At 65.7% G+C, this 13,147-nt stretch carries 10 protein-coding genes; all 10 read left to right on the forward strand.

The genetic code is table 11. From position 1 onward, the window contains the following. Window positions 1–11: 11 nt before the first annotated feature. The 10 genes from GXN78_RS31705 to GXN78_RS31750 all read left to right on the forward strand — a co-directional run bounded on the left by GXN78_RS31705 (window position 12) and on the right by GXN78_RS31750 (window position 13,144). The gene (locus GXN78_RS31705; RefSeq protein WP_106554566.1) at window positions 12–974 is read left to right on the forward strand and encodes a tripartite tricarboxylate transporter substrate binding protein; all 963 of its coding nucleotides are present in this window, start codon (window positions 12–14) and stop codon (window positions 972–974) included. After that, the gene (locus GXN78_RS31710; RefSeq protein ID WP_106554565.1) at window positions 967–4,491 is read left to right on the forward strand and encodes an indolepyruvate ferredoxin oxidoreductase family protein; all 3,525 of its coding nucleotides are present in this window, start codon (window positions 967–969) and stop codon (window positions 4,489–4,491) included. The genes GXN78_RS31705 and GXN78_RS31710 overlap by 8 nt, the downstream gene beginning before the upstream one ends. Then, complete coding sequence (locus GXN78_RS31715; protein ID WP_106554564.1) at window positions 4,488–6,593, forward strand: 3-hydroxyacyl-CoA dehydrogenase NAD-binding domain-containing protein; 2,106 nt, start codon at window positions 4,488–4,490, stop codon at window positions 6,591–6,593. The genes GXN78_RS31710 and GXN78_RS31715 overlap by 4 nt, the downstream gene beginning before the upstream one ends. Further along, a complete protein-coding gene (locus GXN78_RS31720) occupies window positions 6,590–7,771 on the forward strand; it encodes an acetyl-CoA C-acyltransferase (RefSeq protein ID WP_106554563.1) in 1,182 nt (393 codons plus the stop codon). Before GXN78_RS31715 ends, GXN78_RS31720 begins: the two co-directional genes overlap by 4 nt. Before the next feature lie 127 nt (window positions 7,772–7,898). Then, window positions 7,899–8,258 carry an OB-fold domain-containing protein gene (locus tag GXN78_RS31725; protein WP_106554562.1) on the forward strand — a complete coding sequence of 120 codons (360 nt, stop codon included), beginning with the start codon at window positions 7,899–7,901 and terminating at the stop codon, window positions 8,256–8,258. Next, window positions 8,259–9,395, forward strand: coding sequence for a thiolase family protein (locus GXN78_RS31730; protein ID WP_106554561.1), 1,137 nt, complete (start codon window positions 8,259–8,261; stop codon window positions 9,393–9,395). 28 nt (window positions 9,396–9,423) lie between these two features. Next, a complete protein-coding gene (locus GXN78_RS31735; protein WP_106554560.1) occupies window positions 9,424–10,179 on the forward strand; it encodes an SDR family NAD(P)-dependent oxidoreductase in 756 nt (251 codons plus the stop codon). A 94-nt stretch (window positions 10,180–10,273) separates the two neighbouring features. After that, window positions 10,274–11,188, forward strand: a complete 915-nt coding sequence (locus tag GXN78_RS31740) for a tripartite tricarboxylate transporter substrate binding protein (protein ID WP_164256012.1) — start codon at window positions 10,274–10,276, stop codon at window positions 11,186–11,188. Continuing rightward, complete coding sequence (locus tag GXN78_RS31745; protein WP_239143045.1) at window positions 11,185–12,393, forward strand: CoA transferase; 1,209 nt, start codon at window positions 11,185–11,187, stop codon at window positions 12,391–12,393. The genes GXN78_RS31740 and GXN78_RS31745 overlap by 4 nt, the downstream gene beginning before the upstream one ends. Beyond that, entirely contained in the window at window positions 12,371–13,144 is a 774-nt protein-coding gene (locus tag GXN78_RS31750; protein WP_106554558.1) for an enoyl-CoA hydratase/isomerase family protein, read from the forward strand. Before GXN78_RS31745 ends, GXN78_RS31750 begins: the two co-directional genes overlap by 23 nt. Window positions 13,145–13,147 lie beyond the last annotated feature (3 nt).

Genomic DNA, 13,147 nt, shown 5'->3' on the forward strand with positions numbered 1-13,147 from the left:
GGAGACAGGATATGTTCGTTCGCTCGCTTGCCGCCCTGCTCGCCCTGTGCACGGCACTGGGGGCCGTGACGGCCCATGCAGAGACCTATCCGAGCCGCCCCGTCACGATCGTCGTGCCGGGCGGCGCAGCCGGAGCCGTCGACAGCGTTGCCCGGGTCTTCGCCCAATACCTCGGTCAACAGATCGGCCAGCCGGTCGTGATCGAGAACCGGGCGGGTGCCGGCGGCAACATCGGCACGGAGGTCGTCGCCAAGGCACCCCGCGACGGATACACGCTGCTCATGGCCGCCAGCAGCGCACAGACCATCAATCCTGTTCTCTACAGCAGGGTCCCCTTCGATCCCATCAAGGACTTCGAGCCCATCGGCCTGATCGCCACGGCGCCCTACGCGCTGGTCGTGAATCCGAAGCTGCCCGTCAGCACCGTGGGCGAACTGGTCGCGCTCGCGAAGAAGCAGCCGCTCTACTACGGTTCGGCGGGCAATGGCAGCCTCAACCACCTGCTGGCCGAGATGCTCAAGAGCTCGGCGGGCATCGAGATGACCCACGTGCCCTACAAGGCGGTGGCCTCTGCCGCGGCCGACACGGTGAGCGGCCAGGTGCAGGTGCTCTTCGGAAGCCTTCCGGGCGTGCTGCCCTTGGCGCGCAGCGGGCAACTGCGCGCCATCGCGGTGGCGACGCCCCAGCGCAGCAAGCTTGCCCCCGAATTGCCCGCCATCACCGAGACCGTGCCCGGCTGCGAGACGACTGCCTGGTATGGCCTGATGGCCCCCGCGGGGACCCCCCGCCCTGTGCTCGACAAGCTGCAGAGCGCCACCGGCAAGGTCCTCGCGAGCAAGGAATTCTCCGACGCACTGGCCAACCAGGGCGTCGAACCCATGGGCAGCACGCCCCAGCAATTCAAGGAACTCATCGTGCGGGACCTCGCCATGTGGAGCAAGGTCGTGAAGACATCAGGAGCAAAGATTGACTGAAGAACGGCCGGACGCAGCGCATGCGCGGGACCTGCGCCGGCAGGGGCTGGACGCGCGGCAAGACATGGGTGAAAAGGAAGTCCTCGTCAGTGGCTCGCAGGCGCTTCTACGAGTACTTCTCGCGCAGCGCGAGATCGACCGGCGCGCCGGATTGAAGACCGCCGGCTATGTCTCGGGATACCGGGGATCGCCCTTGGGTGGATTCGATCTGGCGCTGTGGAAGGCGCAGAAGGCCTTGCGCGCCGCCGACATCGTCTTCCAGCCCGGCGTGAACGAGGAGCTCGCGGCCACCGCCGTCAGCGGCTCGCAGCAGCTCGAGGCCTATGGACCGGCGCGCGTGGACGGAGTCTTTTCCCTGTGGTACGGCAAAGGGCCGGGTGTCGATCGCGCCGTCGACGCGCTCAAGCATGCCAGCTATGCGGGCGTTCACCGCCACGGCGGCGCGCTCGCGGTGTTCGGCGATGACCATCCCGGCAAGTCCTCCAGCATCGTCAATCACAGCGAGCAGGCGATGGCCAGCCTGTCGATTCCTGTGCTCTATCCGGCCAACGTCGAGGACACGCTGCAGTTCGGACTGCTCGGCTACGCGATGTCGCGCTACAGCGGATCCTGGGTCGGCATCAAGATGGTCAACGAGACGGCCGAGCAGACGGCGATCGCACGGTTGGACCTGGATGCGTTGCGTGTCGCCCTGCCGTCCGCGGACGACCTGACGCCGCCCGAAGGCGTGCACTACCGCGGCAGCTATGCGCCCCTGCGTGACGAGGAGATCGTGAACCGACACCGGCTGCCGCTGGTGTACCGCTTCGCGCGCGCCAACCGGCTCGATACCGTCACGCTCGGTGGCGCGGGCCGGCTGGGCATCGTCACGGCCGGCAAGGCGCATCAGGATGTCCGCCAGGCGCTTCGCATCCTGGGCATCGACGCCGAACGGGCCCGGACGCTCGGTGTCGCCGTCTACAAGGCGGGGATGATCTGGCCGCTCGAACCGCTCGGCTTGCGCGAATTTGCCGCCGGTCGCGAAGAGCTCTTCTTCGTCGAGGAGAAGGCGGCCTTCATGGAACTGCAGGCGGCGGCGCTGCTGTACAACGCGCCGGCCCGCCCGGCCATCACCGGCAAGCACGATCTCGCGGGCCATGTCCTCTTGCCCTCGGAGAGGTCATTGGAGCCCGCCGAGGTGGCGCTTGCCATCGCGACGCGCCTCGAGGCACTCGGGATGGCGGACGAAGCGCTGGCAGCCCGGGTGGCGGGGCTGAGATCCTACCGCCGCGCCATCATCGAGATCACGCCGGCCGCGGAAAGGCGGCTGCCCTATTTCTGCTCAGGCTGTCCGCACAATGCCTCGACCGCGCTGCCGGAGGGGAGCGAGGCCATCGCGGGCATCGGTTGCCATGGCATGGCCATGTGGGCCAAGCCACGCACGCACCTGAGCACGCAGATGGGCGGCGAAGGTCTCAACTGGGTCGGCCTGGCGCCATTCTCGAAGACGCGGCATGTGTTCCAGAACCTCGGTGACGGCACCTACTTCCATTCCGGCATCCTCGCGATCCGCGCCGCTGTCGCGAGTGGCGTCAACATCACCTACAAGATCCTCTTCAACGACGCGGTGGCGATGACCGGCGGCCAGCCGGTGGACGGCCAGCTCGACGTCGCTCATCTTGCGCAGGAGATCCTGGCCGAAGGGGTCAAGCGCGTGGTGGTCTTGACGGAAGATGTGGGCCGCTATGCGGGCAGACACGCACTGCCGGGATCGGTCGACTTGCTCGATCGGCGTGAATTGCAGCGCGTGCAGAAGGAGCTGCGCGACCAGCCTGGCTGCACCGCTCTGATCTACGACCAGACCTGTGCCGCTGAGAAGCGTCGCCGGCGCAAGAAGGGCGAGTATCCAGACCCCGATCGGCGCGTGTACATCAATCCGGACGTTTGCGAAGGTTGCGGAGACTGCTCCGTGCAATCCGGTTGCGTGAGCGTGGAGCCGCTGGAGACCGAGCTGGGGCGCAAGCGCACGATCAACCAGTCGGCCTGCAACAAGGACTTCAGCTGCGTCCAGGGCTTTTGCCCGTCGTTCGTCACGGTGCATGGGGCCCGGCTTGCGGACGCCGGAAAAGTCGAGCTTCCCACGGATCTCCTGCGCTCCCTCCCCCGGCCGGAGGTGGCGCCCATCCTCGGAGGCACCTGGTCCGTCATGATGGCGGGCATCGGCGGCACGGGCGTCGTCACCGTGAGTGCCATCCTGGGGATGGCGGCCTACCTCGAGCACAAGGCGCCTTCCTCCTACGACATGACCGGCCTGTCGCAGAAGAACGGCGCGGTCTTCAGTCACCTGCGGATCGCCGAGAGACCGGAAGACATCCACAGTCAACGGCTCGGGCAAGGCGACGCCAACCTGGTCCTGGGTTTCGACATGGTCGCGGCGTTGAGCGACGAGTCGTTCCGTACGTTCGGCGACACGACGCGCTTTGTCGGCAACCGCCGCATCCAGGAAACAGCCGCGTTCGTGACGGACCGCGAGGCCCGCGTGGACCGGGATCTTCTGCAACGCAAGGTGCTTCAGCGGCTTGCAAGGCCTCGCACGAGCTTCGTGGACGCGACAGGCCTGGCGCTCGCGCTCTTCGGCGACACCATCGCCGCCAACATGTTCCTCCTGGGCGTGGCCGCACAGCGCGGATGGCTGCCGGTGGGACTCGAGGCCATCGAACAGGCCATGGCCCTCAACGGCGTGCAGGTCGAGATGAATCGGCGCGCGTTCGAGGCCGGGCGGCTCTGGGTCGCCCATCCGCAGCGGGTCGAGCAGGCGGCCCTGCCGCGCCTGCCGGCGCAGCGTTCCCCGGACGAGCTGTCGATGGACGAGCTCATCGCCCATCGGACCCGCCTGCTGACTGACTATCAGGATGCGGGGTACGCAAGCCGGTGGCGCACCCTGTTGAACGCATCGCTCTCGGCAGAACTGGCCATTGGCGCGAGCGATCACGCGCTGTCGCGGGCGGTCGCCCACAACTTCGCGAAGCTCATGGCCTACAAGGACGAGTACGAGGTCGCGAGGCTCTATACCCGGCCGGACTTCATGGAGAAGCTGCGCGCGCAGTTCGACGGCCAGAGCCGGCTCGGCATTCATCTGGCGCCCCCGCTCTTCGCACGCCGCGACCCCGTCACCGGACAGCCCCGGAAGGCGGAATGGGGGCCCTGGGTGCTTCATGCGATGCGCGTGCTCGCGCGGCTGAAGGGCCTTCGCGGCACCCGCTTCGACCCGTTCGGCCGCACCGAAGAGCGGCGCGCCGAGCGCGCACTCATCGACCAGTACGAGGCCACCGTTCGCGAGATGCTGGTGCACTTGCGCAAGGACAACCTGGCCGCAGCGGTCGCGCTGGCCAGCCTGCCGGACGGGATCCGCGGTTTCGGTCATGTGAAGGCAGCGACCATGGCGACCGTCGCCGCCAAGAGGAGCACGCTGCTGCAGGCATTTCACGCAACGGCCAGCGGGGCCCGCGGAGCGCTCGAAACAGAGGGGGTGGCATGAAGGTTCGACTGGAGGCCAGAAGCGGCCTCGGTGTCATCGTGATCGACCACCCACCGGTCAACGCGATCTCGGCGGACGTCGTCGCGCAGCTGGGCCAGGCCCTGGACGCCTGGGAGGCCCGGACCGAGCTGGCGGCACTCGTCATCGCCTGCGACGGGCGCACCTTCGCGGCCGGCGGCGACATCGCCGGCTTCGATCGCCCGGACTTCTCTCCCGCGCCGTTCAACGGCATCCTCGCGCGCATCGAGGCGCAGGCCCGTCCCGTCGTCGCCGCCTTGCATGGCTCGGTGCTCGGCGGCGGATTCGAGCTCGCCTTGGCCTGCCATGGACGCGTCGCGGCGGACGGCACCCGGTTCGGTTTCCCGGAGGTCCAGCTGGGCCTTCTTCCCGGCTCACTCGGTACGCAACGCCTGCCTCGGCTCGTCGGGCCCGAGCTGGCCCTGGACCTGATATCGAGCGGTCGCACGCTGGGCAGTGCAGCAGCGCTGGCGGCCGGCATCGTCGATCGCGTGGTCCCGGATGCGCTGGCAGGCGCGATCGCGCTCGGCGAGGAATGGGTACGAACGCACTGTTCGCTTCGCCGCCTGAGCGTGGTGCGCATCGCGCCCGACGAAAAGCTGTCCCGACGGCTGGAGGCGGCCGCTGCGGAAGCCTGCGATCGCCAGCCGTCGAACCCGGCAGCCGTGGCCATCGTGCGGGCCGTGCAAGCATCGTTGCTGCCTTTCGCCGAGGGCGAGGCCATCGAGGCGAGCCTCTTCGAGGCGTTGCGGACATCGCCGCAGTCGCAGTCCCTGCGGCATCTCTTCTTCGCGCGCCGCAGCACCTGGAAGATCCCCGGCCTGTCGCGCGACATCCGGCACCGCGAGCTCCACTCCATCGGCGTGCTGGGGGCCGGGACCATGGGGCGCGGCATCGCGATGAACTTTCTCAACGCCGGGCTGCCCACGCGTCTCGTCGACGCCAGCCAGGCGGCGCTCGACACCGCCGTCTCGATCATCCGCTCGCTCTACGAGGCGAGCGCAGCCAAGGGAAGGATCAGTGGCACCGAGGTCGCAGCCCGCATGGCGCTGCTGCACACCGACCTCGGCGATGCAGCGCTCGCCGACTGCGATCTCGTCGTCGAGGCCGTCTACGAGGACTTCGCCCTCAAGCAAAGGGTCTGCGAACGCCTTGGCGCGCTGTGCAGGCCTGACGCGATCATCGCCACGAACACCTCGACGCTGGACGTCGACCGCCTGGCGGCGGCGACGGGGCGGCCGCGAGACGTCGTCGGCATGCACTTCTTCAGTCCGGCCCATGTCATGAAGCTGCTGGAAGTGGTGCGCGGGCGCGAGACGGCGCATGACGTTCTCGCCACCGTGATGGCGCTTGCTCGGCGAATCGGCAAGACGGCCGTTGTCTCGGGGGTGTGTTACGGCTTCATCGGCAACCGGATGGCCGAGGTCTACATGCGCGAGGCGGAGTTCCTGCTGATGGAGGGCGCATCACCCGCCCAGGTGGACGCTGCGGTCGAGGCGCTCGGCATGGCGATGGGGCCGTGCCGCATGCTCGACCTGGCGGGCGTGGATGTGGGGGCTCGCACGGTCATCGAATACGCCAAGTCGGGGGGCTTGCCACCGGACGCCAGTTATCGCGCCCTCGTGCGCGCCCTCTACGAGAGCGGCCGGCACGGACAGAAGACGGGCGCCGGCTACTACCGCTACGAAGGTCGCACCGCGCTGCCGGATCCCGAGACCGAACGCATCTCGATCGAGTTGGCCGCCCGGCACGGCATCGCGCGGCGGCCGGCGATCGATGAGCGCGAAATCGTCGAGCGCCTGCTCTACCCCATGATCAACGAGGGGGCGAAGATCCTCGAGGAGGGCATCGCCTGCCGGGGCAGCGACATCGACGTGGTATGGACGGCAGGGTATGGATTCCCCGCGCAACGCGGCGGCCCTCTGTTCATGGCCGACAGCATCGGACTGCATGAAGTAGCGCAGCGCCTCCAGCACTATGCGAAGGCGCGCGGCAACCCTCATGGCTACTGGACGACTTCTCCGCTGCTCGACAAGCTGTCGGTCGAAGGCCGTCGGATTTCCAGTTGTGAGAGGCCCCGATGAGGGAAGCCGTCGTCATCTCTACCGCCCGCACGGGCATCGGACGGGCCTACAAGGGCTCGCTCAACGACACCCGCTCGCCTTCCATGCTCGGCCACGTCATTGCTCACGCGGTGCAGCGAGCCGCGGTCGATCCCGCCGAGATCGAGGATGCCGTCATCGGCACGGTGCTGGCGAGCGGCACCGCGGGCATGAATGTCGCGCGCAATGCCGTCCTGGCGGCGGGGCTGCCCGTGACGGTCGCAGCCCAGACACTTGACCGACAGTGCGGCTCCGGCTTGATGGCGATCGCGACGGCCGCCAAGCAGATCATGGTCGACGGGATGGATGTCGTCCTGGGCGGAGGACAGGAAAACATCACGGCCGAGCAGGCAGCCTACTTCGAGTCGGTGTCGCGCACGCGCGATCCGCGGGTGATCACTCATGCGGCGCATGCCTACATGCCCATGGTGCAGACCGCCGAGTTCGTCGCACGCCGGTACGGCATCTCTCGCGAATCGCAGGATGCCTTCGCCCTCGAATCGCAATGCCGCACGGCAGCGGCTCAGGCGAGCGGCCGCTTCAACGACGAGATCGTTCCGTTCACCACCTCGATGACCATCACAGACAAGGTCACCGGCGACCTCACGCGCCGCGAGGTCGTGCTCGACAGGGACGAAGGCAATCGGCCCGACACCACCGGTGCGGGACTCGCCGCCCTTGGCCCGGTCATCGAGGGCGGCACCGTCACCGCCGGAAATGCGAGCCAACTGTCCGACGGTGCATCGGCCTGCGTGCTGATGGAGGCCCGGCTTGCCGAGCGTCGCGGCCTCACCCCGTTGGGCGTCTACCGGGGCATGGCCGTCTCTGGTTGCCAACCGGAGGAGATGGGCATCGGGCCCGTTCACGCCGTTCCTCGGCTGCTTGCACGGCACGGGCTGCGCATCGAGGACATCGATCTCTGGGAGCTGAACGAAGCGTTCGCCTGCCAGGCCCTCTACTGCCGCGATCGCTTGGGCATCGACCCTGCCAAGTACAACGTCAATGGGGGAGCCATCGCCATCGGCCACCCCTATGGCATGAGCGGCGCCCGCATGGTGGGGCACGCGTTGCTCGAGGGCCGGCGCAGAGGTGCCAGGCGCGTCGTGGTGACCCTGTGCACGGGCGGAGGCATGGGAGCTGCGGCGCTCTTTGAACTCTAGAACGAGTGCGCGAACGTCGGGCATTCCGCGCTATCGCGAGACTTCAGTTTGCTTGAAGTTTTCATCAAACATCGTCGAATGACTTCCGGTCACTGCTTGCGCATACTTTGTCGAAACAGGAGCAAACATGATCATCGTGAAACGCGATCGACACCACATTCGCCGACTCGCTTCCGGCAGTGTCCTTGTGGGCGATTCCGGTCCCAATGGGCCGACCTTCCCGCCTGCCGATTTCTACTTCGGTTCAACGCCTGACGAGGCTCTCATCGGCCCGGTCGGCGAAATCTACACGTACACGCTCGTGCATGGGTCCAATACACAAAGCTACGCACTGGCAATGGTCGACTTTCCACGGAATGTGCGCGTCTTCGGTCGCGTCGTCGGCGACTCCTCGCGCGTGCGCGTCGGCGCCCAGGTCACCGTGGTTCCGTTCCCCCTCGCCACCGGCGAGGACGACTACGCGTTTGCCGTCGAGGAGAGCCACTGAATGACCGAGCCCACGATTCAAGGCGTCGGCATCACCGATTTTGGCCGGTTTCCCGAACTCAACGAAGAAGCACTGGCGCAAAGCGCCATTCTCGAGGCCCTGACCGATGCGGGCATCGAGATGGCGGACGTTCAAGCCTTCTATTGCGGGAACGTGTTTGGCCAGATGCTTCCCGGGCAACGGGCATTGCGAGCTCTCGGCGCGCGCGGTGGTGCCGTCTACAACGTCAACAACGCCTGCTCGAGCGGCGCCACTGCGTTCAACCTGGCTCTGCAGGCGCTGCGTTCAGGTCAGTACGAGACCGTGATCGTGTTCGGCATGGATCACCTGAGCGCTCGCGGCGGAGGCCCACTCGCCCTGAGCAATGACGACTGGAACAACCGTCGAGGAATGATCATGCCGGCGCTCTACGCGATGCGGGCGCGGCGATATCTCCACGACAACGATCTGAGCATGGACGCCCTTGCCGACGTCTCCGTGAAGAATCGCAGGCATGGCCTCCTCAATCCGATTGCAAAGTTCTGCAAGCCCGCGACGCGCGAAGAGGTCCTGGCGTCCCGGATGGTCGCGGAACCGTTGACCCTCTTGCAGTGCTGCCCGGCGGTCGTGGACGGTGCCGCCGCCGTGGTACTCAGCACGCGAAGCAGCAGAGGACGAGCGTCATCGATCCGGGTGCGTGCTTCTGTCGTCCAGTCCGGCATCTTCGAGACGGGATCGGTCGACATGACCGATGCCGAGATCACGGCAAGAACGGCCCGGATCGCCTATGAGCAGGCAGCCATCGGTCCCAAGGATCTCGATGTCATGGAGGTGCACGATGCCTTCACGATCTCTGAATTGCTCTACTACGAAGCCCTCGGCCTCTGCCATCGCGGCGAGGCCGCCGATCTGCTGGCCAGCGGCGCTACCGCCTTGGGCGGCCGCACGCCGGTGAATCCAAGCGGCGGACTTCTTGCCAAGGGGCATCCGCCCGGGGCGACCGGCGTGGCGCAGATCGTCGAGATCTGCGAGCAGTTGCAAGGGCGTGCCGGCAAGCGGCAGGTGCCCTACGCGCGCATCGGGCTGACGCAAGTCACAGGTGGGGGCATCTGGGGCGTCGATCACGCCGCGTGCTCGATCCACATTCTCAGTCGTTGATCGTTTTAACGAAGGCATACAAGTGGAAATGAAAAGTCTTGCTGGCCGTGCGGCCATTGTCACCGGCGGCGCCAAGGGCATCGGCCTTGGCATTGCAGAAGGCTTGGCATCGGCCGGGAGCGCCGTGACCGTCTGGGATACGGACGAGGAAGCGCTGAGGGCCGCCGTTTCTTCGCTCGCAGCAAAAGGCCTCGAGCTTGCGGCCGCGAAGGTGGACGTGACATCGGTCGAATCGGTAGATGCCGCCACGGCAGCCTGCATCGAGACCCACGGCAAGGTGGACATCCTGGTCAACAACGCCGGCATTGGCGGCGACAAACTCGTGACCAAGATGGATCTCGAATTTTGGGAGCGTGTGATTCATGTGAATCTCACCTCTCAGTTCATCTGCGCCAAATCAGTCGCAACTTCGATGATGCGAGAGAAGTTCGGGCGAATCGTCAACCTCTCCTCGCGCGCCTGGCTGGGAAACCGGGGGCAAGCCAGCTACTCGGCTTCGAAGGGCGGCGTCGTCAGCCTGACGCGAACGCTGGCCCTCGAGTTCGCGCGATACGGCATTACCGTGAATGCCATTGCGCCGGGCCTCATCGACACCCCATTGTTCAGGGCGCTTGCCCCGAATGTTCAAACTGACCTGGCTCGAACCGTGCCCATGGAGCGGATCGGAAGTCCGGCCGACATCGCCCATGCCGTCCGAATGCTCGCGGACCCCGCGGCTTCCTATATAACGGGCCAGCTCCTGTATGTCTGCGGAGGGCGCAGCCTCAGCAGCGCATCGGTTTGAAAGATTGTTCAAGGAGACATCCATGAAGAACAAGAGAGCATTGCTTTGCGCATTCGCAGCGGCGGGCTTCCTCGCATCCATCCCGACCGCACTCATGGCTCAGGGTGCCTATCCCAGCAAGCCGATCAGGGCGATCGTCCCGTTCTCTCCCGGCGGAGGCACCGACACCTTGGCGCGAATGGTCTTCAAGGAATTGTCCGAGAACCTGGGGCGGCCGATCGTGATCGACAACAAGCCCGGAGCCGGCGGTGCGATCGGCTGGGCGGAGGTGGCGCGTGCACCCGCTGACGGGTACACCATTGGCCTGGGCGCGAGCACGCTCCCGCCGCTCGGCGAGATGTATGACTCGTTGCCCTTCGACCCGAAGACGGCTTTCGAGTTCGTCGCGCCCTTGGCGACCGTGCCGAACGTCCTTGTCGCAAGTGCGGCGCTGCCGATCAACAACTTGGCCGATCTTCGCGCTTACGGCCGCAAGACCGGTCCACTGGCGTACGGCACCCCGGGCGTCGGGACACCGCAGCATCTCGCCGGAGCGCTGTTTGCGCGCACCGCCGGGCTCGAGCTCAGGCATGTTCCCTATCGCGGCACATCGAACGCGATGACCGACGTGCTCGGAGACCACATTCCCCTGGCCTTCGTCGGGCTGCCCTTGGCGCTTCAGTACGCGAGCGGCAATCGGATCAAGCTGCTGGGCGTGGCCACCTCGAAGCGATCGGTCCTCGCGCCCGACGTTCCGACTTTGGCGGAGGGTGGTTTGCAAGGGTATGAGAGCAACTATTGGTGGGACATCATCGCCCCGAAGGGAACGCCGCCCGCAGTCCTGCAGAAGCTTTACGACGCCACCGAGGCCGTCCTGAAGCGTGCCAGCACGCAGAAGACGCTGCACGACGCCGGCTACGAGGAGATGCTCATGCCGCGCAAAGACTATCTCGAACTCCTTCGCCAGGAAGATCGCAAGTTGACGCAGATCATTCGCGACAACAACATCAAGCTTCAAGGCTCGAAGTGACGATCTCTTCAGCCCTGAAGGGCATCAAGGTGCTCGACTTCACTCAAATTGCCGCGGGGCCCACGTGCTCCCAGATGCTCGCGGACATGGGTGCAGACGTCATCAAGATCGAATCCGAGAGCGGCGATCCATGCCGGGCGTTTCCTCCATACGTCGGCAAGGAGAGTTCCTTCTTCCTGGCACTGAACTCGGGCAAGCGAAGCGTGGTTCTGGATCTGAAGCAACAAGCGCACGCCGAACTGGCGCGGAAACTGGCCTCCGATTCCGATGTCCTGCTGGAGAGCTTCAGACCCGGCGTCATGGCGCGGCTCGGCCTCGGCCACGAGGCCGTCAGTGCACTCAATCCGCGCATCGTCTACTGCTCAATTTCCGGCTTCGGGCAGAGTGGCCCCTGGCGGGACCTCCCGGGTGTGGACGGCGTGTTGCAGGCGCTCACCGGCCTCATGAGCATAGGGAGCGCTCCGCAGGGGGCGCCGACCAAACTGCCGGTGCCCCTCGTCGACATCGTGACGGGACATATGGCCACTATTGCCGTGCTGGCGGCATTGAATCAACGAGCCTGCACGGAAGTGGGTCAAAGGCTTGATGTCGACATGTTTTCGAGCGCCGTCGCACTGCAGCAATCCGCATTCGCTAGCTACTTTGCCACGCAGGAGGTGCCCTCTTCCCTGGGAAGCGCGGCACCGTACTCCGCACCGAATGAGGCGCTCCGGTGTGCCGACGGGTGGATCATGCTCGCGGCTTACCAACCCGAGCGATGGAGGACCCTATGCCGTGTCCTCGGTGCGCCGGAGATGGCCGATCTGCCCCAGTTCTCGACCCTGGATGCCCGATTGACCAATCGGCTTGAGCTGGTCGAGCGTCTCGAGTCCCTGATGCAATCCAAGCCCGCTGCCGAATGGGAGGTCATCTTTCGAGAGGCCGACTTGATCTGCGGGCAGATCCTGGACTACGCCCAGGTAGCGTCAAGTCCTCAGTTTGAAGCGCTGGGCCTCAAAGAGCTTGTCGACCACCCGGCGTCCGGGCCTGTGGCCGTTGCCAGATTCAATCTCGGCAGCGGGAGTCGACCGACACCGACGCGTCGCGCTGCACCGCGCCTGGGCGAGCATACCGACGCAGTAATTTCCGAGCTCCTCGCGCGATTCGAGCGCACGGAGCCTCAACCATCAGAAACACTAGACCATGAGTATCAAGCTGGAAGTTGAACAGGGCGTCGCGATCGTTACGATCGACCGAACTGACGCGATGAACTCGATTGACCCGGAGACGACACTGGCACTGATTCGCGCGTGGCAAACCATCTCGTTCAATGATGAGATCAGAGCCGCCGTGCTTACCGGAGCGGGCGGGAAGGCGTTTTGCACCGGGTCAGATCTGAAGAAGACCCCACCGCCTTCGGACAGTTTTGCCACGCTTCGCTTCGGGCGCGAGCCCTCGCCCGGCATCGGTGCGCTCAAGTGCCGCAAGCCGGTCATCGCGGCCATCAACGGCTACGCGCTGGGCGGTGGTCTCGAAATCGCGCTCCAGTGCGACATCCGCGTTGCTTCATCGACAGCGATTTTTGGCTTGCCCGAAGTTCGCATTGGCAGCATTCCGGGGGCTGGTGGAACGCAACGACTGATTCGTGCCGTGTCGCGTTCGAATGCCATGCTATTGCTGCTGACCGGAGACCGCATCGACGCCTCGGAAGCTCTTCGCATCGGCCTGGTGAGCAAGGTGGTCGAGCCGCAGGAGTTGATGCAGTGTGCCATGGACATTGCGAGAAGAATTTCGGAGAACGCACCACTGTCCGTGGTCGCCGTCAAGCAACTGGCCGACGTTGGCGGTGAACTTCCCTTGGCAGTAGGGCTCGACATGGAGCAGCAAGTGTTCGGCCTGCTTCGGGACACCGCTGATCGCGTCGAAGGTCGGCGCGCGTTCGCCGCCAAGGAAAAGCCGAATTTCAACGGACGTTGATCT

It is taken from the genome of Variovorax sp. WS11 (assembly GCF_010499245.1).
Lineage (GTDB): Bacteria > Pseudomonadota > Gammaproteobacteria > Burkholderiales > Burkholderiaceae_C > Variovorax.

Coding starts and splice junctions, on each gene's coding strand:
- GXN78_RS31720 (WP_106554563.1), top strand. CDS start 6,590: ATGAGGGAAGCCGTCGTCATCTCTACCGCCCGCACGGGCATCGGACGG.
- GXN78_RS31725 (WP_106554562.1), top strand. CDS start 7,899: ATGATCATCGTGAAACGCGATCGACACCACATTCGCCGACTCGCTTCC.
- GXN78_RS31750 (WP_106554558.1), top strand. CDS start 12,371: ATGAGTATCAAGCTGGAAGTTGAACAGGGCGTCGCGATCGTTACGATC.
- GXN78_RS31715 (WP_106554564.1), top strand. CDS start 4,488: ATGAAGGTTCGACTGGAGGCCAGAAGCGGCCTCGGTGTCATCGTGATC.
- GXN78_RS31735 (WP_106554560.1), top strand. CDS start 9,424: ATGAAAAGTCTTGCTGGCCGTGCGGCCATTGTCACCGGCGGCGCCAAG.
- GXN78_RS31705 (WP_106554566.1), top strand. CDS start 12: ATGTTCGTTCGCTCGCTTGCCGCCCTGCTCGCCCTGTGCACGGCACTG.
- GXN78_RS31740 (WP_164256012.1), top strand. CDS start 10,274: ATGGCTCAGGGTGCCTATCCCAGCAAGCCGATCAGGGCGATCGTCCCG.
- GXN78_RS31730 (WP_106554561.1), top strand. CDS start 8,259: ATGACCGAGCCCACGATTCAAGGCGTCGGCATCACCGATTTTGGCCGG.